Here is a 22,423-nt window from a genome sequence, read left to right as displayed (position 1 = left end):
AAAGCTATACGGCATTGCGGCTGCGGGATGTGATCGTCCGCTTCACGAAGGCTTTAACCTCCGACAAATCAGAACGGATAATGCCTTCCAAATGCTGAAGCTCCAGCATGACCGGCTCAATATCCTGCGCCATTGGCTTGCCAATGAAAATGCGGTTGTTCAGCGTAGCCGACATGCCTTCAGCATCGGTCAGCAGCTCTTCATACATTTTCTCGCCCGGACGCAGGCCGGTGAATTTAATGTCAATATCGCGATACGGCTCGAAGCCGGATAAGCGAATCAAGTCTTTGGCCAGCTCGTAAATTTTAACAGGCTTGTCCATATCGAGAATGAACACCTCGCCGCCCTTGGCAAAGGCGCCTGCTTGCACGACAAGCTGGGAAGCTTCCGGTATCGTCATAAAATAACGGATCATCTCCGGATCGGTTACGGTAACCGGACCGCCCTCGGCAATCTGTGCCTTGAACAGCGGAATAACGCTGCCCCTGCTGCCCAATACGTTGCCGAATCGCACAGCTGCAAATTTCGTATTGCTATAAAAGCTGATCGACTGCACGATAATTTCAGCTACGCGCTTCGTCGCGCCCATGACGCTCGTAGGGTTGACCGCTTTGTCTGTCGAGACAAGGACAAAGCGCTCAACGCCGTGCTGGTCACAGGCTTCGGCTACATTTTTCGTACCCATAATATTGTTCATGACGGCCTGCTTCGGATTGCGCTCCATCAAAGGAACATGCTTATGAGCGGCCGCGTGGAATACGACTTGTGGACTGTATTCACCAAACAGCGCGAACAGCGTCTCACGGTCTTGTACATCGGCGATAATCGCCTCTGTCTTCAATTCCTTAAACGTCTTACTCAGCTCCATATCAATTTGATAGATGCTGTTTTCCCCATGACCGAGCAGCAGCAGCTTTCCTGGCTTAAACGGCGCAATTTGGCGGCATAGCTCGGAACCGATAGAACCGCCTGCTCCCGTCACCAGTACAACCTTGCCTTCCACGTAATTCGCAATGCCTTCAAGATCGATTGCCACTGGGCTTCTGCCAAGTAAATCTTCTACTTCGACATTACGAATCGATGATGCCGTCACTTTGCCGAGAATAATATCGTCCAGCCGCGGCACAATTTTAAGCTCGCAGCCTGTTTCCTTGCAGAGATTGATAATCTCGGAAATATCCTTCTTGCTTGCTGCCGGAAGGGCGATAATGATGTGGTTAATCTCATGCTTCTCTACAACGGCGGCGATATCATTACGGTTTCCCAGTACGCGAAGTCCGCCTACACGGTTTCCCCGCTTCTGCTCATCATCATCAATGAAACCGACTGGGTAGCTGTTGTTGATGTATTTGTTTTGCTTGATTTCCTTGGCAACCATCGAGCCGCAGTCGCCAGCGCCGATAATCAATACTTTGAGGTCGCCGGTGCCTTTTTTGTTGTAGGTATCACTTTTGAGACGCAGCGCGAAGCGCGTGCTGCCCTTTACGATTAGCGAAGACTGGAAAATGAACAGCAGCATCGCTAGATCCACCCACTCCCACTTCAGAACGCTAAACAACATTCCGCTGACGATAACGCCTAGCGAGACCGCCTTGAAAATCGACACAAGCTCGCCGACGCTCGAATACTTCCATATTCGCTGGTACAAATTGTAACGAAGCATGAATAAAATCGTTGATGCCGACAGGACTGGCGCAAAAATAAGCACCGCGTGCCAGTAGCTCGATCCTTCGCCTTCATACATCAAAGCGAAGCATATTAACGTGATGAGCGTACTTGTAATAATATCAACGAATAACAAGAGTGGAATTCTTTTTTTCCACATCTCTCTTCTCTCCTCCTATACCAACTTACTATAATTGTAGACTCTATTTGGTCAGCAGCTGCGAGTAGAAACCAAGCAGCTTGTTCTCCTCGTGCACCCAGTTCAGCTCTTCGCGTACGGCACGCTTTCCATTGCGTCCCATTCTCGCCGCTTTTTCCGGATCGTTCTTAAGTTCATTAATCGCTCGCAGCACCGCCGGTCCATCATTAGGATCAACCGCAATACCGCATTCATGAAGATTCACGAACGCTTCCCAGCTTGGAAAATTGGAGCAAATAATCGGAAGCCCCGCATTCATATACTCAAAAAACTTCGTCAGCTCTTTCTTCGCATAATGCTCAGTCGGCGGGAACAGCGCGAGACCAGCCAGCCAGCGGCTCTCGGCATAATAGGCGTCAATCGCATCGCGTGCAATAAACTTCTCCACGCCATCAATCGTTACGCGAGCCGCCGCTTCCCCGGCAGCTTCTGCAACCCGGTCCGCAATCGGCTGCGCGCATTTGCCTACATAATGCACATGAATGCGCTTGTCCAGCTTCGCTATCTGAGCATGCAGCTCAGAGCCGCGATCCAGCGTGACGTTGCCCGTGTACAGCAGATGAATGGCATCATTCTGCTGTGCTGCGCCTGCTTCTGCGTTAGCAGCAGGCTTATCCGCCATCGGCTGCAAGATCGGATAGTTCAGCACATCTACGCCGCGCAAATATTTATCCCGGTAATATTTTTCCGCCAGCACAATTTCGAATTGGTTAATGCAAAGCTTCTCAACGATGCGATAAATGCTCGCAAGCGTATTTCTTGCCCAAACGGGCAAATATTTTTTTTGCCGAATGCCCGTCTCATAATCCTCGTGGATGTCATAAACAACATGATTGGATTTATTTTTAAGCAGCCATCCTACCCAAATCAGCTCGGGATCGTGAAAATGATACACATCCGCCTCAAGCTGCTTCGCGAGCCGGTAAGCCTGCCAGCTGTTCTTCGTCATACGAACCCAGCGGTTCGCTGCTTTCTTTAGCTTGATCAGCTTGAAAGCCGGCTTTACTCGGTCCAGATCCGGATGGTCCGTCGCAATCAGCGTCACATCATAGGCCGCATTCGCGAGCGAGGCGCATTCTTTATGGAAAATGCGGGTATCCATCGGATGGTGCACCGTTGTCATATGAACCACCTTATGTTGAACCATCGTAAACCACCTTCTGCCTAAAAATTTAAGCTTGCCGTCTTCTGCGCACCTTGCCCAGCACCTGCTGCATTTTGCCGCGGAGCGCCGTTCTGCTCATATGTACCATCACACTAGGAAACAACAGCACAACCATCGCAAACCATACAATCGCGAACATGCCGAACACCACAAGGTTTACGAAGCTGATCCACCCTAGCGGCCTGATCGCTTCCGTCATGGCATACAAGCCAATCAGCATCCACACACTGCCGAGCAGCGCTGGCAAATGCGCATTCCCCAGCTCACGCCAAGTGCACGATAAAATCGATTTACACAAGTACAGCATATTGAAGTAGTGCAAGCTTATGGCAATCAAAACGCCGAAAGCGGCCCCAGGCAAGCCCCAGTGCATACCAATCACTGCGCCCGCAATAACGAACAGGACATAAAGCACCTGCCGTGAAGCCCGTTTGTACACGTACCCTCTTGCCAATACGAGAGAATTGCTGATTTTGTAAGTCGTACGGAATAACATGCCCATGCATAGAATTTGGAATGGAAAAACGACCTCTGTCCACCCGCTTCCCAGAACGACAGCGACAATCTCGGAAGCCAGCAGGTAACAGATGACGCTAATAGGAGCAACAAGCAAGGATGTATAAGAAATGCTTCTTATATAAGAGGCTTTTAGCTGCTGAAGATCATCCTGGAGCTTGGACATTGACGAAAACAACACTTTATCGAGCACTTGTCCAAGCAGCGTAGCTGGAAGCACCGCCAGCTGATAGGCTCTGCCGTACATTCCCAACGCGGCTGCGCCAAGTCCGCGGCCAATGATTAGATTGTCGCTTTGGACCGCTAAATAATTGCTTAAGCTGTCGATGGTTGCGCCACCGCCGAACCGCAGCAGCGATTTTGCCGCCTGTACATGTCCACTCGCCTTTTCCCGCAGAAACCGAGGCGGCTGCGTGGCAATGAGCATCGTAAAACGGATAGCCGTCTGTACTAAATGAGCGGTTAACAGCGCCCAAATGCCATAGCCATACACGCCGAGCGTAATGCCGACGATGCCGTAGCCCGCCGTATAAGATACGATTTGCGACAGCGATAGCTGACGGAACTTCAGCTCCCGTTGCAGCAAAGCTTCAGAAACAATGGCAACGCCATTGAGCGGAAATACGAGTGCCAAAATGCCCAACACGGCTGCAAGCTGCGGCATTTTGAAAAAATCCGCCAGCAGATCAGAGGACAGCCACAGTGCCGCTGCCACCACAATGCCAAGCATAGAAGAAATAAAGAAGGAAACCTGCAAGTCGACCGTGTGGATTTCTTTGCGCTGAATAATGGCCGGACCTACACCAATACTGGCAAACAAGGTCGAGAAGCTGACGATTACGAGCGCCAAATTAATGAGTCCGAACTCCTCGGCACCGACGAAGCGGGCAAGGACGACCAGAACGACCATCTGGATGACATTTTGCAATCCGGTTCCCGTGAATGCCCACAGAAAGCCCTTGCGGGTTCTGTGGGTCAAGCCGGCTTCCGACACATGATTATCCGAGTTGGCTGGCATATGCGTTAATATCCGGGCGACCGATGGAAGCATAGACGAACTGCCGCTTCTCCATCTCTGCCAAATCAAATATGTTGCGTCCGTCAATTAGTATCGGCTGCTTAAGCCGCTTTTTCACTTCATCCAAATCCATCTTCACTACCTGCGGCCATTCGGTTAAAATCACGCAAGCATCACAGCCGTCTACCGTTTGCAGCAGATCATCGGAATAAACAACGTCCGTGCCAATGACCAGCTTCGCCTGTTCAACCGCTACCGGATCATACGCATGCACTTCGGCACCGCGGCTGATAAGCTCACGAATGATTGGAATCGACGGCGCGGAGCGCATATCGTCTGTTTCCGGCTTAAACGCCAGACCAAGCACGGCGATTTTTTTGCCAGCAACAGAACCAACAATCGTATCGATTTTTTGCACAAAATGGATCGGCTGATTTTTATTCGTTGTAATAACCGATTCAATCAGCTTAAATTCGTAACCGACATTTTTGGAAATGGATATGAGTGCTTCGGTATCTTTTGGAAAGCAGGAACCCCCGAATCCAATACCGGCATCTAAGAATTTATTTCCAATGCGGCTATCCAGCCCTAGTCCATAAGACAAATCGACTACATTCGCACCGACACGCTCGCAAATATTGGAAATATCATTAATGAAGGAAATTTTCATCGCGAGGAAGGCGTTGCTGGCATATTTAATCATTTCAGCCGTTTCAATGTTTGTCTCGACAATGACTGTGTTGAATGGCTCATGCAGCTCGCGAATCAACTGCATCGCCTGCTTGCTTTCGGCACCAATGACAGCGCGTTCCATATTCATGCAATCCTTGATTGCTGTGCCTTCGCGCAAAAACTCCGGATTGGATACGACATCGAAGCTTGCATCGCTCGTGCCCAGATGCCCCCGAATGATCGATTCTACCCGTTTGCCCGTTCCAACAGGCACGGTGCTTTTGTTCACGACGACTTTATAGCCGTTCAGCGACTTCCCAATCGTCTCAGCTACGCCGTCAACGTAAGTCAGATCCGCTTCGCCGGTTGGGGACATTGGCGTGCCTACTGCAATATAAATAATATCCGAAGCCTGTACAGCCGCTTCCACGTCGCTTGAGAATGCAAGTCTTCCCGATTGGCGGTTCGCGTGCACTAATTCTGCGAGGCCCGGCTCATAGATTGGAATTTGACCGTCGTTCAGCTGGTCGATTTTATTTTGGTTAATGTCGGCACAAATGACATGATGGCCTTTCTCAGCGAAGCAAGCGCCGTTCACCAGGCCAACGTAGCCTGTACCAATTATCGTAACTTTCATTATGCATTCACTCCACTTTTCGCACGGCTTAAAATCTGTTCAAGCGATTTAATTAAATCTGCGGAAAACTCCTGACGTTCGAGTGCGAACTCTACATTTGTCAAAATAAAGCCTGGAATTTCACCAACATCGTAACGTCTGCCTTCAAATAGATAGGCCAGCACATCCTCGACCTGGTTCAGCTTTTGCAGCGCATCGGTCAATTGGATTTCCTGCCCCGCGCCCACCTCCTGCTGCTCGATCAGGTTGAACACTTCCGGCGTCAGCACATAACGTCCCATGATAGCAAAGTTGGAAGGTGCTGTGCCCAGCTTCGGCTTCTCTACCAAATTGTTCACTTTAATAAAACGATCATTTACCTCAGATGGATCAATAATGCCATAACGCGCCGTCTCTTTATCCGGTACATGCTGTACGCCGATAACCGATTTGCCCGTTAGCTCAAAAGCATCAATTAGCTGCTTCGTGCATGGAATCTCGCCTTTAACGATATCATCGCCAAGCAGCACAGCGAACGGCTCATTGCCAATAAACTTGCGCGCGCACCAAATCGCATGTCCGAGGCCTTTTGGTTCTTTTTGACGAATATAGTGAATATCGACCTTGGAAATTTCCTGTACCTTCTCTAGCAGATGCAGCTTTTGGTTTTTCAGCAAATTGGCTTCCAGCTCAAACGCATTGTCAAAATGGTCCTCAATCGAACGCTTGCCTTTGCCCGTTACAATAATAATTTCTTCAATGCCGGATTTTACGGCCTCTTCTACAATATATTGAATCGTTGGCTTGTCCAAGACGGGAAGCATCTCTTTGGGCATTGCCTTTGTAGCTGGCAAAAACCTCGTTCCAAGTCCGGCTGCCGGAATAATCGCTTTTGTTACTTTCATCGCTAATCCCTCCCAAGTTAGATAAAACGTGATTACACTTCAATAAACACGATACTATTTATCTGAACATCCGTTGCCGCGAGACGGCTTTTCCATTCCTGTGCAACCGGAGCGAGTACCCGGTTCTCCTTGATTACGAGCGTATGCCAATCGGCCAGCTCCGCAATCGTCTGCGCTTCCGAGCAATGAACATAAGAAGGCAAATCCCAGATCACAACCTCGTAGCTTTCCCGAAGCTGTGCCATCAGCTCCTCAGCCGACGTCTTCATGGAAAGACTTCCGCCTACTACACATACCTCGATGCAATCCAACTGCTTTCCAGCGGTTTTGATTTTGCCATAAAAGCCTTGGTTAATCGGCCATTCCGCATAGCCCTTTTTGCCAGAAGCCATACTTGGCAGCTTGCCGTTCGGGTTAAACCTCACCCAAGCGACCTTGCTTTCCCCAGACAGCTTCATCGCCAGCTGCTTGCTGATATTTCCGCTCGCAAACTTACGGCCAAGCGTTCCGAAGGCCAATGTGCGCTGTCCGCTTTTCTCCATCACATGGCGGTAACGCAGTGCACGCGACTTCGCCTCCTCTGCCATACGGCGCTTCAACCATCCCCCATAAAACGGGATAGCTGTTTCCAAGCGGCTGGCGAGCTTCGTTGTTTCCATTGGAACGTCAGCGAATATCGCTTGCACCTCGGCCGCTGTCTGCAGCTTGCGCGACATCATATGCAGCAGAAGCCACAGGCATAAAAGTACAATCAACCCGCCAACAAACGAAAGCAGCATATAAAATAATGGATTGGCGCTCACATAAACCGCCTTTTCCGCGCTTGCTTTATGCAACAGGACAATGTTGTTGATTTTGAACAACTCCAAGCTTTGCGAGCGGAACACGCTAACGACGGTGTTGGCAATGGAGGCTGCCAGCTTACGGTCACCATCGGTTACGGTAATTCGGATAACCTGCGAGAGCTCGACGCTTTTCGCGCTAACTTTGGCAGCCAGTTGATCTGTGCTGTAAGGCAGGCCAAGCGCCGCAATTACCTGCTCCAAAATCAGTGGATTTTTCAAAATAACATTATACGTATCCATCAGCTTGAGACTGCCTTGAATCGAAGTAAAATTATCGCTCGTCTCTTGTGAGGTAATTACAACTTCAGCCGTTGCCTTATAAGACGGAGGACTCTGCATCTTCACATAGCCCACTGCGGCTGACAGCAGCAGTGCCGGAATAATGACAAACGGCAATCTGCGGATGATCAGCTTAACAATTCTGTGTATTTCCAAATCTCTCATCCCCTTGCAAAACAATCATTCGCCGTCATAGCTTGGCTTTCATTCGTGTTCGCCCTACTATGACTTGGAGTTCGCTTCTGCTGGCACAATGCCTGAACGAAGCTCCTTGCTTGGCGGTATGCTGCTGGACTCCCCCAGCAGCAGGCTTAAATCAAAAGCTTCATCGAAGACAATGGCCGCCGTCATCTTATTGCGCCTAGCCCATCCCACGCGGATGAGACGCCCGTTTGCCTCGAACGCTGAGCCGATAATTTGCAGCCTGACCTTCTTGCCTTCATGCATCGCCGCCTTCTGCGGGAGCTCAATTCGGCAGCCCGTGTAGCTAATATCAAGCAGCTGCGTCCGGTAACGGTCCTCTTGATCGACCAAGATCGAAGCGCGGCGCTTCAGCCTAACTCGCGGAGACTTGCGATTTATCGATTTATAGGTGTACTTGAAATTAGAAATATAACTGGTTACGGAAGTCCATACGCCCGCCTGAAAAACGCCCTTAACGAACTCATCCGCATTGCCATATACTTCAGCAAGCCATTTGCGCTCCTCATCAATGTTGCTCCAATGAAGCTTGAAGCCTACCTGGTATCCCGAGCCATGCTTATCATAAAATATTTTCTCAGCTGTCACGCGTATAGCGTCCTGTGATAATGGAATGTCCAGCTCCATGCGATCCGGAAGCGGCAAAATCGTATCCGTATAAATACGGCAGCCTGTCTCACTAATATCCAGCGTCTTGACGTTTTCCATCTTCAGCTCTTCATCTTCCATATAACGAAGAGTGAGCGGCAGCTCCTTGGCGAAGCGCTCCGACTCCCGCATGCGCGGGCGTTCAAAACCCAGCAGCAGCGCGAGAATAAGAAACACTCCGTTATAACCAAGCCAGAACAAATTAATGAGCATGGACTGCAATTCATTTTCGCCCGCACCCACAATACGCCCCACATTTATCGCCATCAGCACAACTGATAGCACAAGCAGAACGAACAACGGCATCATATAGCGATAATTAATGGACGTTTTGTTCTGATAAATGCCTTTCGGGGTCACCTCAAAGGGGATAGCCTTGCGGAAGATTGTTTCCTGAAGGGCTGCGAGGAATAGCGTTGGCGTCATGGCCGTCTCGTAAACGTTGTTCCAGAACACATTGAGCTTCTTATTCGTTAAGTAAGGCACTACAGTAATCGAGAACAAGAAATAAGGCAGCCAGAAGATAAGCAGCTGTTGCAAGCTTGTTTCAAGAATAGCCACGCCAAAGGTCAAGAAGAGCATGGGAGACAGTATGTACATAAAGCGTGTAACGCCAAAGTACCAGTACAGTAGGTTGGAGAAATAAAGCAGCCGCTGCATCAACGATAAGCCCTTTGCCTCAAGCGGATTGGACATCCTCGTCGTTTGTATCGTGCCCCTAGCCCAGCGGGCCCGCTGTTTAATTTGATCGGATATGGACTCAGACGTTAGGCCTAGTGCCAATACCTCATTCAAGCAATAAGAATCAAACCCATTGGATTGAAGCTTCATCCCCGTAGCCAAATCCTCCGTGATCGTGCCAATAACGAAACCGCCAATATGATCAATAGCGCTGCGCCGGAAAATACAGTTGCTGCCCACATAAATAACAGCATTAAAACGGTCTCTTCCCGACTGAACAAGCCGCATAAACATATCCTGCTCGTTCGGAATATTACGCCCTTGGTAGTAGTTGTATTGGAAAATATCCTCATTGTAAAAAACTTGGGGCGTTTGAACGTAAGCAAGCTTTTCATTTTCTGCAAAGAAACCTACCGTTCGCTGTAAAAAATCCGGTTTTGGCATCATGTCTGCATCCAAAGTGAGGAGCAAATCGCCCTTCATTTTCGTCAGCGCATGATTCAAATTACCCGCTTTAGCATGCTCGTTTCCGGGACGATCGATATAATGAACGCCTAAGCCTTCGGCTACTTCTCTCATTTCCGCTCGTTTTCCGTCATCACATACCCAAATATTTAATAAATGCTCCGGATAATTCAAATTTTTACAGGCAAGGATGGTTTTTCTAACCAAGGATGGCGGTTCATTGTAGGTAGCGATTGTAACATCCACAGAATAAAGGTTGTCAGGTAATGGCGCAGGCTTTCTTTCAGTGGGTTTTAGCAGAAGAATGTGGAATAAAACAGATTGAAAAATAGAAATAATTTCAAAAAATAGTAACAACGATCCAAAAATTAATGACCAGCCAGATGGGAGTGTTTGTACAAGTCTCCATACTAGATACACGATCATGATAGCAATGGATACCGTTGTTAATATGTACCTAGCTTTTGTTTTCAAATAACCCCAATCCTTTGCGCTCTATTTATTCGCCATAATTCCATTCCTTTTCTGACTAATCTACAACATAGATTGACTATACTGTCTATTCTCGCTGTCGATATTTGTTAAATTGGCCGGAAATATGATATTTTTGGCGGCTAAGGCTCAAATTCAAAGTTATCTTATCACAATCCTTGCCCCTTTAAAAGTTAATTTTTATTCCTAACATCTTAATCTTCTAAGAAAATGTGTAGAAAAAAAACGAAAAAACTCTAATTTTACGCGGTTTACGCGAAATTAGAGTTTTTTCAGAATACCTATTTAGTACTATACCAGCTAGTGATTTAAAGAAGAGGTTAGGGCCTAGGCCTTTACTACTGCCCTTAAACTATTAAAGTGTTTTTTGCAGTGTTTGGTAAGCGCTCAGGCTATCAGCCGACGAATCGATATGCCAGTCCAATTCTTTGTTTTCATTGAACCAGATCAAACCTTTGATTTGGCTGTACGCTGGCGATTGCACTTGGTTCATAGCATCAATAACCCATTCTTTTTTGCTGCCGCCGCTTTCGGTTGTGCCTGTTTCAGCGATGATGATTGGCTTGCTCGACATGCTTGTCAGCGCTTGGTAAGAAGCATAGAATACATCGTTAAACGTTCTCCACGAGCTCCACGATTCTTTCGTGCCAAAATTGTAGCCATCGATCGAAAGCATGTCCACATAGGCATCGCCTGGGTACATAGCTGTAAACGAAGCGTTTTTGCCAACATTTTCAGCGTTTACGTTGTACATGAATTTGATGTTTGTTGCGCCTTGCTCCTTGAAAATGGTAACGACACGTTGGAATGCCGCTTTGTAGGTTTCGTTCGTGTTCACTGTGCTGTCGCCAACGCCCCAGCCGTACCAGTTGCCGTTGCCTTCGTGGAAAAGGCGCAGCCAGATTTCAGGGTTTTTATTAGCCGCTTGCCAGTTCATCAATTGTTTAGCTGTTTGTTTCAGGTAAGCGTCTACTACGCCTCTGTTGATATCAACAGTCGAATATTCTTTGTAATTTTTATTTTTAAATTCAAGGGTAAGTAGGTTAATCGAACCATTACTATTTACATAGTCCATAAAACCCTTCCACTCATTGATCCCTTGATTCGAATTGACAAAAGTATGTACAACATCTTGGTGTCCACCGATCAGTTGCTCGTAGGCAGCAATGTTGTTCAAGCTTTGGTTCGGCCAAGTGCCGATCCATGCTCCATTGTAAAAGTTCGTTTGTGCGCTAACAGGGAGTGCCCAGAGTAACGTCGAAGCGAGCATAAGGAGTGTAAGTGCGAATTTTGTCTTTTTCATTGTAAGTTCCTCCCCCGAGCGAATGATGGTACGTGGTCCGAAGAACACGCCACACCTTCATCAGGCAAAGGAGGCTATGTTGGGCTTCGGCAGCTGGCGAGCATATTCCCGTAGGAATGAAGCCCCTATAGCTTTGCGCACTTCAGGTTTCCCTGAGCTTGCCTTTTCGTGTTTGAAGCAATAAAAAAAGATAGTCCCTGCTCCCGAAAGAACAAAGTCTACCTTGATTAATAAAGGAAGAAGCGATGTTGAATTCGGCAGCTGGCGAGCATATTCCGTTAGGAATGAAGCCCCTGTAGCTTTGCGCACTTCAGGTTTCCCTGAGTTTGCCTTTTCGTTAAACGTAATAGGTATAAAGTATGAGCTAATGTAATATGGTGTTATTGTACACCTTGATCGCAAATTTCGTCAAATTATTTTTTAATAAATTTATACAACGAAAAAATATCCATTAAAGTAGCAGATCGCGTACACAATATGAAGCAGGAAAAACATCATGAAATAAAACATTTGCAGCGGCTTATTATTTTTCAGCACATCCGCAAAATAAATATAGAAGGGGAACGCGACCATGACATAGCGTGGAATGCTTTGCAAAAATTCGGCGCTGGCGAACGGAATGAGCATAAGCAGCAGACCATATGCAAAAAACAGCCATTCATGTGCATTACGACGAATATCTTTCCAGCGCATAATAAGAAAGGCAGCAAAAATGACGAGGACGGCATTGGCAATGATAAAGGCAAGCAGGCCATTTTCCCAGCCGCCATTTCCTGAGAAATATGGTTTTTGGATAAAATGAATGTAGTTTGAAAATGGAGCAACCGTCTTGCGATACCAGTTGATGCTTTGTTCAGTAATCGGAGCCAGCAAATCGCCCGTGAGCCATTTCATATACAATAGATAACCGGCCAGCGGCAGTGCTGAAATAACAGCATAACCTAAATATTTTGCGTCCTTCCACTTGAAACGGTACAGCCTGTGTTCAATCAACAGCGTCCCCACAACGAAAAACAAGTTGACGAAGCCCAGATTGCGCGTCACAGCGGACAAGCCCCCGAATAGAAACGCGAGAAAATATCGCTTTTGCATCGCATAATATACGGTTATAAGCGACAGCATGAGGAACAGGCTCTCGGTATAAGGCACGGCATAGAAGATGGCGGTCGGAAAAACAAGCAGCAGCAGCACCGCAACTTGGGCGTGCTCCTGTTTCAGCCCTCTTTTCAAACAAATACCATAAAAATATAAGAGCGATACGAGCAAAAACAAATTCGATAAAACCGTTCCCACGACCGTCGAATCATATTTAGATATAGACTCCACCAGGAAGACTAACAAAGGGTATAAAGGGAAAAACACCCAATTTGCACTAGGATGCGGTTCATTGATGTTATACGTATCGTAGCCATTTTCGGCAATACCCAAATACCATACGCTGTCAAATTTCCTTAAATCCTCAAAGCTCGGCTTCTTCAGCTGTGAAATATCCGTCTGGATCGAGAGCTGGCTCGATGTGAAATCATGCCCCTGTACGACCGCATAGTCTGGCGGTACTTGATAGTTCGGAAACAGATTCATGCCGAGAAAGCCTGCAAAATAAAGCAATATTCTCGTGATGACAAACAAGGAAAGCAGGAAGATCAAAACTTGCGTGTTCGATTTTGCTTTAAGCAGCAGCGATTCCATTCGTCACCTCGTCTCTTGTAATTGCTGCGTTTTCGTTTTCGGCTCCGCCAATACAACGTTATGCAGCTCTGTTTCAACGAAGTATTTCGGCCTTTTCTTCGTTTCAATGTAAATTTTGCCGATATATTCGCCAATTAGTCCAATGCATAGCAGCTGAATGCCGCCAATGAACCAAATCGAAAGAATCATCGAGCTCCAGCCGGATACCGTGTTGCCCTGCAAATGCCGTACGAATACATAAAAGGCGAACAAAAGGCTCATGACCGACATGAAAAAGCCGACAACCGATACTGCGCGGATAGGAGACACACTGAAGGAGGTAATCCCTTCCCATGCGAAGATGAGCATTTTTTTCAGGGGATATTTCGATTCGCCAGCGGTTCGCTCCAGACGATCATAATACACGCTGTCGGATTTAAATCCGATGGTAGGAATGATGCCGCGCAGGAACAGATTGACCTCCTGGTACTCCTCCAGCTTATCAACGACCTTCCTGCTCATCATCCGGTAATCCGCATGATTGTAAACGACGTTGACGCCAAGCTTAATCATTAATTTGTAGAAAAATTGCGCGCTGAACTTTTTGAACATCGTATCGGTTGTCCGCTTGTTGCGCACGCCGTATACGACCTCGTAGCCCTGCTTGTACTTCTCAATAAACTCGTCGATCACCGTAATATCGTCCTGCAAATCGGCATCGATGGAAATTATGCAATCCGCATATTCCTTCGCCGTCAACAAGCCCGCAAGAAGTGCCCGCTGATGCCCAACGTTACGAGAAAGCTTCAGCCCGCTCACAAAACGGTTGCTCCGGTGGAAGGAATCAATAAGCGACCACGTTTTATCGCGGCTGCCATCATCTACAAGCAGCATTTTGCTCTGCTCGGACACCTTTCTTTCCTTCACCAGCCGTTCCAGCAGCAGGGACATTTGTCTTACCGTTTCCGGCAGCGCTTCTTCCTCGTTATAGCAGGGCATGACAATCGATACAATAGGCAAATCGGACTCATCGCCTCTCATGAATTTTCCCTCGCTCTCTATGATGTTGTCCATTTTCGACAATTAGTATAATAGCATACCTTGGTTAAAGCAAGGTGAAACGGCTGTCGCCACCTCCGGCGGCGCAGCGCGTTTCAGTCCGAGAAATGTAGAGAATGGATGGATAATCATATCCTTTCCTATATTTCAAGGTGAAACGGCTGTCGCCATCCTCTGGCGGCGCAGCGCGTTTCATTCCGAGAAAGGAAGTATCTGGGGCCACTTGCCTTTAGACCGTATTATGCTCCATTTCTTTGAAAAAAAAGCCCTTGCGGCACGAGTAGCTGTCTGCCACCGCTGCCGCAAAGGCTGATCTTTGTCTGCATGGGTAATATTACATTTGTTGCGGGGCCGAAACACCGACGAGGCGAAGCGCATTTGCAATGACGGTGCGAATAGCGCCAAGCAGCGCAAGGCGTGCTTGAGTCTGCGCCGCGTCTTCGGTAATAACGCGTTCTGCTCTGTAATAGCTGTGGAACTGGGAGGCCAGTTCATATATATAGCGAACGATGCGGTGCGGCGCATACTGCTCCGCTGCTTCCGCCACTTCCTGCGGCAGCTCTCCGAGCTTGCGCAGCAGGTCATATTCGGCTTCCGACGTCAGCTTGCTGAGGTCGATCTGCTCAAGCGGCAGCAGCGCAAGGCTTTGCTCCTGTGCCTGACGGAAAATGCTGCAAATCCGCGCATGCGCATATTGCACATAAAACACCGGGTTCTCGTTGGATGTCGAAATCGCGAGATCCATATCAAAATCCAGATGCGAGTCCATGCTGCGCATCGTGAAGAAATAACGGATGGCGTCTACGCCTACCTCATCCATCAAATCCTGCATCGTTACCGCTTTGCCGGTACGCTTGGACATTTTCACCTTTTCGCCGTCCTGGAACAGGCTGACCATCTGGGCAATCAATACGACCAGCTTGCCTGGATCGTTGCCAAGCGCCTCCATCGCCGCTTTAACGCGCGGAATGTAGCCGTGGTGGTCTGCACCCCAGATATTGATCATCCGGTCGTAGCCGCGGCTGTACTTGTCCATATGGTATGCGATGTCGGGCGTCAAATAGGTGTAGGAGCCGTCATTTTTGACGAGCACGCGATTTTTGTCATCGCCGAAAGGCATCGTATCGAGCCAGGTTGCGCCCTCTTCCTCGTATACATGACCCTTTTCCTTGAGCGCTTCCAGCGCCTGCTCAACCTTGCCGTTCTTGTAAAGCGACGTTTCGCTGTACCAGATATCGAAGCCAACGCGGAAGCGATTAAGATCATGCTTGATCTTGTCCAGCTCGCGCTCCAGGCCGAAGCTGCGGAAAAACTCCAGACGGTCCTCCGTGCTGAGGCTCAGCAGACGATCGCCTTCCTGCTCAGCAAGCAGCCCTCCGAAACCAATAATATCCGCGCCGTGGTAGCCGTCCTCCGGCATCTCCGCTTCCTTGCCCAGCGCCTGCTGGTAGCGCGCTTCAATCGACTTTGCCAGGTTGTTCACCTGATTGCCGGCGTCGTTAATATAATATTCGCGGGTCACTTCGAAGCCCGCATATTCAAGCACATTGCACAGCGCATCGCCAACCGCCGCACCGCGTGCATGTCCAAGATGAAGGCTGCCCGTTGGGTTAGCGCTGACGAACTCCATCTCCACGCGCTTGCCTGCGCCGATTTGCGTACGTCCATAGTTGTCGCCACCTGAGACAACCTCGCCAACAACGCTGTACAAATAGCTTTTGTCCATACGGAAGTTAATGAAGCCTGGCCCCGCAATTTCAGCCGATTGGATCGATGCTTTCGCATAGTCGAGATTCGCGATAATCGTTTCGGCGATCATCCGCGGATTTTTCTTCGCCAGCTTAGTCAGCTGCATCGCTGCGTTGGTCGCCAAATCGCCATGCTCTTTATCCTTAGGCACCTCCAGCACGAATGCCGGAAGCTCCTCGCGTGCTGCGAGCCCGCCGGCTACTGCCGCATCGGCAATAGCCGCTTTTACCTGCTCATACAATTGTTCTAATACATTTCCACTCATCGTTACTGTTCCCCCTGAATATGCAGCCGAATATGAAATCGGCCAGATAAATGCTCGTCGATCCACAAATCATACTTCCATTCTATTGAAAAAGGAGGCTCCGCCAGTTCTCCTGCAGCAGCGCCCTCCGCCTGAAGCGCGAGCTGCCCCGTCTCCGTCTCCATTTGAAAAGACGTAAATGGGGACCGATAGCGTCCAGCCCGCTTGCCGCCAATAGCGAAAAGCTGCTCCGAATCTACCGCTCCCCGGCGCGTAATAAGCAGCTCGCCTTGGCGATAGCGAATAAGCGACCTGATTGGCTCTGAATTCGCTTCGCCTTCGACCGTTTCCTCATAGCGGATATAGAGCGAGCGGTCCTTGCGAAACAGCTCTCCGCGGTGCTCACCCACCTGAACAGCGCCATCCTGCCTGCTTTCCAGCTTAATGCTGACGTTCATTCTTTCTGACATGCTCGTGCTCCTGTATTTTCAGTCTTAACGTATGCTTCTACTATATACACGTATCCCTGCAATTTCAACGCTTAAGGGCGATTACTGTTTTTCCAAAAAAGGAATAATGCCGCGCCACGCTTCGATCCGGTCCTCAAGGTTTCGCATTTTCTGCGTCGGAATCGGGCTCGTTGACGGCATCTTGAGCAGCGCGAGCGAGTCAAACGCCCGATGCTCGCGAAAATATTTTCGAAACGTATCGTACGCCTTCGTTCCATTAAATGCAAAGCAGCGCAGCCCCGGATATTGCGCCAGCAGCGCTGGCAGATCATTGGGCTTCTCATCTTTAATGTTCACATCAAGGCTGCCCTCGCGCTCGCAGGATTCAATGACGTCGAACACCGCCAGCCGATGCTCCTGCAAAAAAGCGAGCCGCTTCGCATAATCCTCGTCCGGTGCTCCAGCGTCAAACAACCCATACACCATTCCCCAAAAATAGTTCCGCGGATGACCGTAGAACTGGCGATGCTCCAGCGATTTCACGCTCGGCGCCGTCCCCAGCACCAGCACGCGGGCCCGCTCATCAATGACGGGTGGAAAAGAATAAACACGCTCTGTCATCACTCTGTCACCCCCTGCCAGCTTTTTTTCTATTATGGCATTTTTGAAGGGAAATATCTCGCGCGCAAATAAAGACACGCTAAAAAGAAGTACTACACAAAGTTAGTACTTCTTCAATCCGCATTATTTTTCTAAAATAAAAAGACAAGGAGCTGATCAAATGAGCAAAGCACGCAGCACACTTACCTTATTAGCCGCATGTATGGCACTTTTAACCGTCTATTTTTTAATAACAAAACTACAGCTGTTCGGCTCGCAGTGGCTTATTGGGTTTGCAAGCAGCCTAGCAGGCTCAATCATAAGCTTATTCGGCCCATTCCAGGCTAGGAAACAATCTAGTTGGTGCGCAGCTATCGCAACGGTCAACTTTCTGCTGCTCAGCTGGTATATTTTTATGTTTTCACCGCTCGCCGTGCTTTTTTTCGGACCCTGAGCTGGGGCAAGCATAGCTTCTCCGCTTCCCCCTCCAATTGCCACCCAGGCCTCACTTATCCATGCATAAACAGCCCCGCAGCCTCAATCGTTTATTTGCTGACAACCGGCGCTTTCTCAACCACACCCGGAGCCTCAGCCACCGCCTTGCGCTGCATGGCCTGCTGCGCAAGCCCCTTATCGAGCAGCCCCTCCCAGCGGGCAATTACAAACGTCGCGACCGAATAGCCAATAATGTTGACCGTCGTCCGGAAGTTGCCCATAATGCGGTCAGGCGCCAGCATGAGCGCAACCGCAGCCATCGATATAGAGCCTGTGCTTGCCGCAGTAGCGGATAAGGCGACAAATGCCGAGCCCGGAATGCCCGCCATCCCTTTCGAGGTAAGCAATAACACGCCAAGCAGCACCAGTTGCTCCTTCAAACCGAGATCTACACCTGTCGCCTGCGCCAAAAACACTACAGCAAGCGAAAGATAGATGGAGGCGCCATCCAAATTAAACGAATAGCCTGTCGGCACAACTAGTCCGACTACAGCGCGGTCACAGCCCGCTTTTTCAAATTTGTTCATGAGCTGCGGCATAACCGCCTCCGTCGAGCCTGTGGCAAAGGCAAATACGATTTCCTCCCGCACCAGCATGATCAGCTTCCATAGGCTAATGCCCACGAACACTCGCATGACAACAGCCAGCAGGAGCAGGAACAGCACACACGCGACCGTCATGGCAAGGAAAAGCTTGCCGAATGCCATCAGCGTCTGAACGCCATATTGGCTGACCATAAAGGCCATCGCACCAAATGTAGCTATTGCCGTAAGCTTCATAATATAGCCCATAATTTGAAAGATAACTTTGCTTACATGATCCAGAAAATCGACTAGAACCTCAGACGTACGGCCGCCGATATGAACAATGGCAAAACCCACGAAGCAGGAAACCAGCAATACCTGCAGCATTGTATTCGTTGAAAATGCCGCTACAGCACTCTCTGGGATAATGTTGAGGAAAAACTCCGAGCCGCTAGGCAAATGACCGTTTTTCGTCGCCTGCTCAACCCCGTCCGTCGATAGCGTTGCCGGATCAATGTTCATGCCAGCGCCGGGATTCATTAGATTCGCAATGACCATCCCGATAATGAGTGCAAGCGTCGTGATCACTTCAAAATAAAGCAGCGTCTTCCCGCCGATCCGCCCTACCGTCTTAATGTTGCCCACCTTGGCAATGCCCAGCACAACAACGACGAAAACGAGCGGCGCAATGACCATTTTAATAAGGCGGATAAAGCCGTCCCCGACAGGCTTCAGGGCTACGCCGAACGTAGGCCACAAGTATCCAACCGCAATACCTGCCACAATTGACAGCATAATTTGAAAAAATAGTCCTTTGTAAAATGGCTGACGCGATTTTTTAGTTTGTTCCATCCTTTAATCCCCCTATTATGTTATGTTTCATAACTTATTAAGTACTATTTACTAACATCATTATAAGGGGAATGCAGATTTTTTACATTGTCTATAGTAACCAAAAAGAATGCCTCGTTTTTAGTCATGTTAGATAACACCACATTTTATAACAAACCTTCAACAAACCTCCCCCACTTGCCCATTAGCCTCAGCACAAACGCAACCAGATTCATACTGTCCAGGCAGTAAAAACTCGCTAACACGATCAAATAGAAAAAAGCCCGCCACAATGGGCGGACTCCTACTCTATTCACTATGCCAAGCGATTGCTATTACACGGGCAGGAGGGCAGGAGCCCCTGCCCCCAACGGGACAAATGCTCTCCCAGCTCAGCAGGCACCCACTGGACGACTTAATGCAAGCTGCTGCCAGCTTCCGCTTCCCGATAGACAGCGAGTGCCTTCTGCACAGCAGCACCTTTAGCAACGTCCACACCATAATAGGTCAAGACAGCTTCTAGCGCGCCGAGAACCTGCAGCACATTTTGCTTGCGGCAGCTATAGCCCATCGTGCCAATCCGCCATATTTTCCCCTTCAATACACCGAATGAGCTGGCAATTTCAATACTGAACTGCTCCAGCAGCATCGCTCGGACTGCTTCACCATCCACGCCGTCCGGAATAACGACGCAGGTGACAACAGGCAGCTTGCATGCCGGATTGCCATAAAGCTCCAGTCCCATCCCCTCAATGCCGGAGACGAGCGCACGCTCATTAAGCAGATGGCGGGCAAAACGCGCCTCCAGCCCCTCCTCCAGCAAAATCCGCAGCCCTTCGCGCAGCGCATACAGCATCGATGTCGCTTCCGTGTGATGATTCAGCCGCGCTGCACTCCAATAATCCTGAAGCTGGCTGAGGTCAAAATAGTTGCTCCGAATCGTCCGGCCCAGCTGGGGCAGCGGTTCGCCCGGATCACGCAGCCCGCGTTCAATACGCTTGCGCTGCATGATATGCCGCTCCATTCGGCTGTTATACGTAATTGGCGCCATGCCCGAAGGGACGGACAAGCATTTCTGCGTTCCGCCAATGACAGCGTCGATACACCAGTTGTCCGTCTCGACCGGAACACCGCCAATCGTCGCAACCGCATCTACAATGAACAGCACATCCAGCTCCCGGCACGCTCGGCCGATTTCTGCCAGCGGCTGTATGCGCCCCGTCGACGTTTCGCCATGCACCAACGCCACGACAGCAGGCTGCTCGCGTTTAATCGCTCTAATGACCTCATCAGGGTCAAACACCTGACCCCACTCCTGCTCCAAGATCACTAGATTTGCCCCACAGCGCTCGGAAATTTCCGCAAGCAGATGACCGAAGCGGCCATAGATCGGAATCAGCACCTTCATGCCCGGCTCAATGACGCTCGTCAGCACCGCTTCCAGCCCGGAGCGCGATGTGCCATCGATCGGGAACGCCCACTCATTTTCCGTCTGGAACAGCTCGCGAAGCATGCCCATCGTTTCATTCATCAGACCTGTAAATTCGGGGTCAAACTGCCCCAAAATCGGATAAGACATCGCGCGAAGCACACGCGGGTCAACCTCTACCGGACCCGGAGTCATAATCGTACGCGGCGTAGGGGATAAATCTTTATATTTTTTCATAGGGAACCCTCTCCATAGGCAAGTTGGTATAAAAGCTCTATCAGCACGGCCGTCCCTTCTGCAAGCTGCAGCGAATCGGTATGCTCAAGCGGCGAATGGCTAACTCCATCACGGCTTGGAACAAAAATCATTGCTGAAGGGCAAATGCTTTGCAGCTCCTGCACATCATGCCCCGCTCCGCTGACCATGCGGCGGTGAGCAATGCCATTTCGCTCGCAAATTTGCTCCACCTGCCTAGTCAGCTGTTCATCCATACCGACCGGAGCCGTATTCATCCAATGCTTAATATGCAGCTCAAGCCCCAGGGAGGCAGCGATTTCGCCAAAGCGCTCATGAAATTGGCCGCAAAATAACGCCAGAGCCCGTTCATCCGTATGCCGTACATCAACGGTAAAGGATACTTCCCGCGGTATGACATTCGTTACATTTGGCCGAACCTCCATATAGCCTGTTGTCGCCACGAGCGGAGCCCCTTGCTGAGCAGCGGCATCCAGCAGCCAATCAATCATTTTGCTAGCTCCGCGCATGGCATCCTTGCGCCAAACCATTGGCGTCGTTCCCGCATGGTTGGCTTCGCCCGTCACCGTTACCGTATAGCGCTGCTGGCCTACAATCGCCTCAACCACTCCGATTTGCAATTGCTCGCGCTCCAGCACAATTCCCTGCTCCACGTGAATTTCCACGAAAGCCGCAATGTCGCGCCGTTCAGCTTCGCTCGGCCCATCCACGCCTTTGCCCGCAGCACTTCCCTCAGCACCGAAGCCCGCCTGCCGCATGGCATCCTCCAGCCGCACACCATCCGTATCGGCTACGCTTTCCGCATCCTCCAGCTTAAAGCGGCCCGTCACACTGCCAGAGCCCCAATAAGCGATGGGAAAACGGCTGCCTTCCTCTTCACAAAAGGATACAACCTCCAGGCTGCGCCTAGGCGCTCCATAATGCTTTTTCAAATAATCCAGCGCTATAATCCCTGCCGCTATGCCAAACGCGCCATCGTATAGGCCGCCGTTTTTGACTGTATCGACATGAGAGCCAGTCAGGATAGAGGGAAGGGCGACTTCCGCCCCCTCCAGCCTGCCATACAAGTTGCCCACCCGATCGAAGGAAGGCATAAGCCCGCTCATACGCATTCGTTCAGCAAGCGCCAGCTGCGCTTCCTTCCATGCTTCAGAATACAACAGCCGCGTCACTCCGCCGCCTTCCTGCCTTCCATAACCAGACAACCATACCAGCAGCTGTTCCAAATCTTCAGCAAGCGACGAAATAAGCGCTTCCCGCTCTTTTACCGTTCCCAGTGCGCTGCCACTCATGGTGCCACCTCCTTCTGACGCTAGTCCGCTTCCTATCCTCTTCCAATCGCACAGTTTATCTAACATACCTTCATTATAATCACCGGCACACGAGCAAGTCATTGTTCAACTTAACTAATGATATAACTGTTCATTGGTTACATTAACTTATTTTCATT

17 protein-coding genes and 2 riboswitches are annotated in these 22,423 nt (G+C 49.6%); of the genes, 1 reads left to right on the top strand and 16 read right to left on the bottom strand.

From position 1 onward, the window contains the following. Positions 1-4: 4 nt before the first annotated feature. From MHB80_RS01150 to MHB80_RS01090, 13 genes are all read right to left on the bottom strand, one after another. Entirely contained in the window at positions 5-1,825 is a 1,821-nt protein-coding gene (locus MHB80_RS01150; protein ID WP_341280462.1) for a nucleoside-diphosphate sugar epimerase/dehydratase, read from the bottom strand. A 43-nt stretch (positions 1,826-1,868) separates the two neighbouring features. Beyond that, the gene (locus tag MHB80_RS01145) at positions 1,869-3,011 is read right to left on the bottom strand and encodes a glycosyltransferase (protein ID WP_341280461.1); all 1,143 of its coding nucleotides are present in this window, start codon (positions 3,009-3,011) and stop codon (positions 1,869-1,871) included. A 25-nt stretch (positions 3,012-3,036) separates the two neighbouring features. Next, positions 3,037-4,650: a lipopolysaccharide biosynthesis protein gene (locus tag MHB80_RS01140; RefSeq protein ID WP_341280460.1), complete on the bottom strand. Its 1,614-nt coding sequence runs from the start codon at positions 4,648-4,650 to the stop codon at positions 3,037-3,039. Next, complete coding sequence (locus MHB80_RS01135; protein WP_341280459.1) at positions 4,544-5,872, bottom strand: UDP-glucose/GDP-mannose dehydrogenase family protein; 1,329 nt, start codon at positions 5,870-5,872, stop codon at positions 4,544-4,546. Before MHB80_RS01135 ends, MHB80_RS01140 begins: the two co-directional genes overlap by 107 nt. Continuing rightward, positions 5,872-6,756, bottom strand: coding sequence for a UTP--glucose-1-phosphate uridylyltransferase GalU (gene galU / locus MHB80_RS01130; protein ID WP_341280458.1), 885 nt, complete (start codon positions 6,754-6,756; stop codon positions 5,872-5,874). The genes MHB80_RS01135 and galU overlap by 1 nt, the downstream gene beginning before the upstream one ends. A gap of 32 nt (positions 6,757-6,788) precedes the next feature. Continuing rightward, positions 6,789-8,036 (bottom strand): Wzz/FepE/Etk N-terminal domain-containing protein, encoded by a 1,248-nt coding sequence (locus MHB80_RS01125; RefSeq protein ID WP_341280457.1) that lies wholly within the window; start codon positions 8,034-8,036, stop codon positions 6,789-6,791. 66 nt (positions 8,037-8,102) lie between these two features. Continuing rightward, positions 8,103-10,301 carry a glycosyltransferase gene (locus MHB80_RS01120; RefSeq protein ID WP_341282822.1) on the bottom strand — a complete coding sequence of 733 codons (2,199 nt, stop codon included), beginning with the start codon at positions 10,299-10,301 and terminating at the stop codon, positions 8,103-8,105. A gap of 421 nt (positions 10,302-10,722) precedes the next feature. Beyond that, on the bottom strand, positions 10,723-11,670 hold the full coding sequence (locus MHB80_RS01115; RefSeq protein WP_341280456.1) for a glycosyl hydrolase: 948 nt from the start codon (positions 11,668-11,670) through the stop codon (positions 10,723-10,725). 85 nt (positions 11,671-11,755) lie between these two features. Continuing rightward, positions 11,756-11,843: riboswitch (cyclic di-GMP riboswitch) on the bottom strand. An 80-nt stretch (positions 11,844-11,923) separates the two neighbouring features. Beyond that, a riboswitch (cyclic di-GMP riboswitch) is annotated at positions 11,924-12,011 on the bottom strand. Positions 12,012-12,099: 88 nt separating this feature from the next. Further along, positions 12,100-13,359: a mannosyltransferase family protein gene (locus MHB80_RS01110; RefSeq protein ID WP_341280455.1), complete on the bottom strand. Its 1,260-nt coding sequence runs from the start codon at positions 13,357-13,359 to the stop codon at positions 12,100-12,102. A 3-nt stretch (positions 13,360-13,362) separates the two neighbouring features. Continuing rightward, positions 13,363-14,379, bottom strand: a complete 1,017-nt coding sequence (locus tag MHB80_RS01105) for a glycosyltransferase family 2 protein (RefSeq protein ID WP_341280454.1) — start codon at positions 14,377-14,379, stop codon at positions 13,363-13,365. A 352-nt stretch (positions 14,380-14,731) separates the two neighbouring features. Next, a complete protein-coding gene (gene argS, locus MHB80_RS01100) occupies positions 14,732-16,411 on the bottom strand; it encodes an arginine--tRNA ligase (RefSeq protein ID WP_341280453.1) in 1,680 nt (559 codons plus the stop codon). Positions 16,412-16,413: 2 nt separating this feature from the next. Further along, positions 16,414-16,860: a DUF1934 domain-containing protein gene (locus tag MHB80_RS01095; RefSeq protein WP_341280452.1), complete on the bottom strand. Its 447-nt coding sequence runs from the start codon at positions 16,858-16,860 to the stop codon at positions 16,414-16,416. An 81-nt stretch (positions 16,861-16,941) separates the two neighbouring features. Then, positions 16,942-17,460, bottom strand: a complete 519-nt coding sequence (locus MHB80_RS01090) for a DNA-deoxyinosine glycosylase (protein ID WP_341280451.1) — start codon at positions 17,458-17,460, stop codon at positions 16,942-16,944. Between the two features lie 160 nt (positions 17,461-17,620). On the opposite strand from MHB80_RS01090, the gene MHB80_RS01085 reads away from it, so the two are divergent. Beyond that, on the top strand, positions 17,621-17,893 hold the full coding sequence (locus MHB80_RS01085) for a hypothetical protein (protein WP_341280450.1): 273 nt from the start codon (positions 17,621-17,623) through the stop codon (positions 17,891-17,893). A gap of 91 nt (positions 17,894-17,984) precedes the next feature. On the opposite strand, the gene MHB80_RS01080 is transcribed toward MHB80_RS01085, so the two are convergent. From MHB80_RS01080 to allC, 3 genes are all read right to left on the bottom strand, one after another. Then, entirely contained in the window at positions 17,985-19,310 is a 1,326-nt protein-coding gene (locus tag MHB80_RS01080) for a cation:dicarboxylase symporter family transporter (protein ID WP_341280449.1), read from the bottom strand. A gap of 394 nt (positions 19,311-19,704) precedes the next feature. Further along, entirely contained in the window at positions 19,705-20,955 is a 1,251-nt protein-coding gene (locus MHB80_RS01075; protein ID WP_341280448.1) for an alanine--glyoxylate aminotransferase family protein, read from the bottom strand. Continuing rightward, positions 20,952-22,265 (bottom strand): allantoate deiminase, encoded by a 1,314-nt coding sequence (gene allC, locus MHB80_RS01070; protein WP_341280447.1) that lies wholly within the window; start codon positions 22,263-22,265, stop codon positions 20,952-20,954. The genes MHB80_RS01075 and allC overlap by 4 nt, the downstream gene beginning before the upstream one ends. Positions 22,266-22,423: the final 158 nt, after the last annotated feature.

The organism is Paenibacillus sp. FSL H8-0537 (assembly GCF_038051995.1).
Taxonomy (GTDB): domain Bacteria; phylum Bacillota; class Bacilli; order Paenibacillales; family Paenibacillaceae; genus Pristimantibacillus.
This window is presented reverse-complemented; position numbering and strand designations above follow the sequence as displayed.

Coding starts and splice junctions, on each gene's coding strand:
- MHB80_RS01150 (WP_341280462.1), bottom strand. CDS start 1,825: ATGTGGAAAAAAAGAATTCCACTCTTGTTATTCGTTGATATTATTACA.
- MHB80_RS01145 (WP_341280461.1), bottom strand. CDS start 3,011: ATGGTTCAACATAAGGTGGTTCATATGACAACGGTGCACCATCCGATG.
- argS (WP_341280453.1), bottom strand. CDS start 16,411: ATGAGTGGAAATGTATTAGAACAATTGTATGAGCAGGTAAAAGCGGCT.
- MHB80_RS01085 (WP_341280450.1), top strand. CDS start 17,621: ATGAGCAAAGCACGCAGCACACTTACCTTATTAGCCGCATGTATGGCA.
- MHB80_RS01095 (WP_341280452.1), bottom strand. CDS start 16,860: ATGTCAGAAAGAATGAACGTCAGCATTAAGCTGGAAAGCAGGCAGGAT.
- MHB80_RS01075 (WP_341280448.1), bottom strand. CDS start 20,955: ATGAAAAAATATAAAGATTTATCCCCTACGCCGCGTACGATTATGACT.
- galU (WP_341280458.1), bottom strand. CDS start 6,756: ATGAAAGTAACAAAAGCGATTATTCCGGCAGCCGGACTTGGAACGAGG.
- MHB80_RS01080 (WP_341280449.1), bottom strand. CDS start 19,310: ATGGAACAAACTAAAAAATCGCGTCAGCCATTTTACAAAGGACTATTT.
- allC (WP_341280447.1), bottom strand. CDS start 22,265: ATGAGTGGCAGCGCACTGGGAACGGTAAAAGAGCGGGAAGCGCTTATT.
- MHB80_RS01135 (WP_341280459.1), bottom strand. CDS start 5,872: ATGAAAGTTACGATAATTGGTACAGGCTACGTTGGCCTGGTGAACGGC.
- MHB80_RS01115 (WP_341280456.1), bottom strand. CDS start 11,670: ATGAAAAAGACAAAATTCGCACTTACACTCCTTATGCTCGCTTCGACG.
- MHB80_RS01090 (WP_341280451.1), bottom strand. CDS start 17,460: ATGACAGAGCGTGTTTATTCTTTTCCACCCGTCATTGATGAGCGGGCC.
- MHB80_RS01105 (WP_341280454.1), bottom strand. CDS start 14,379: ATGAGAGGCGATGAGTCCGATTTGCCTATTGTATCGATTGTCATGCCC.
- MHB80_RS01120 (WP_341282822.1), bottom strand. CDS start 10,301: ATGATCGTGTATCTAGTATGGAGACTTGTACAAACACTCCCATCTGGC.
- MHB80_RS01110 (WP_341280455.1), bottom strand. CDS start 13,359: ATGGAATCGCTGCTGCTTAAAGCAAAATCGAACACGCAAGTTTTGATC.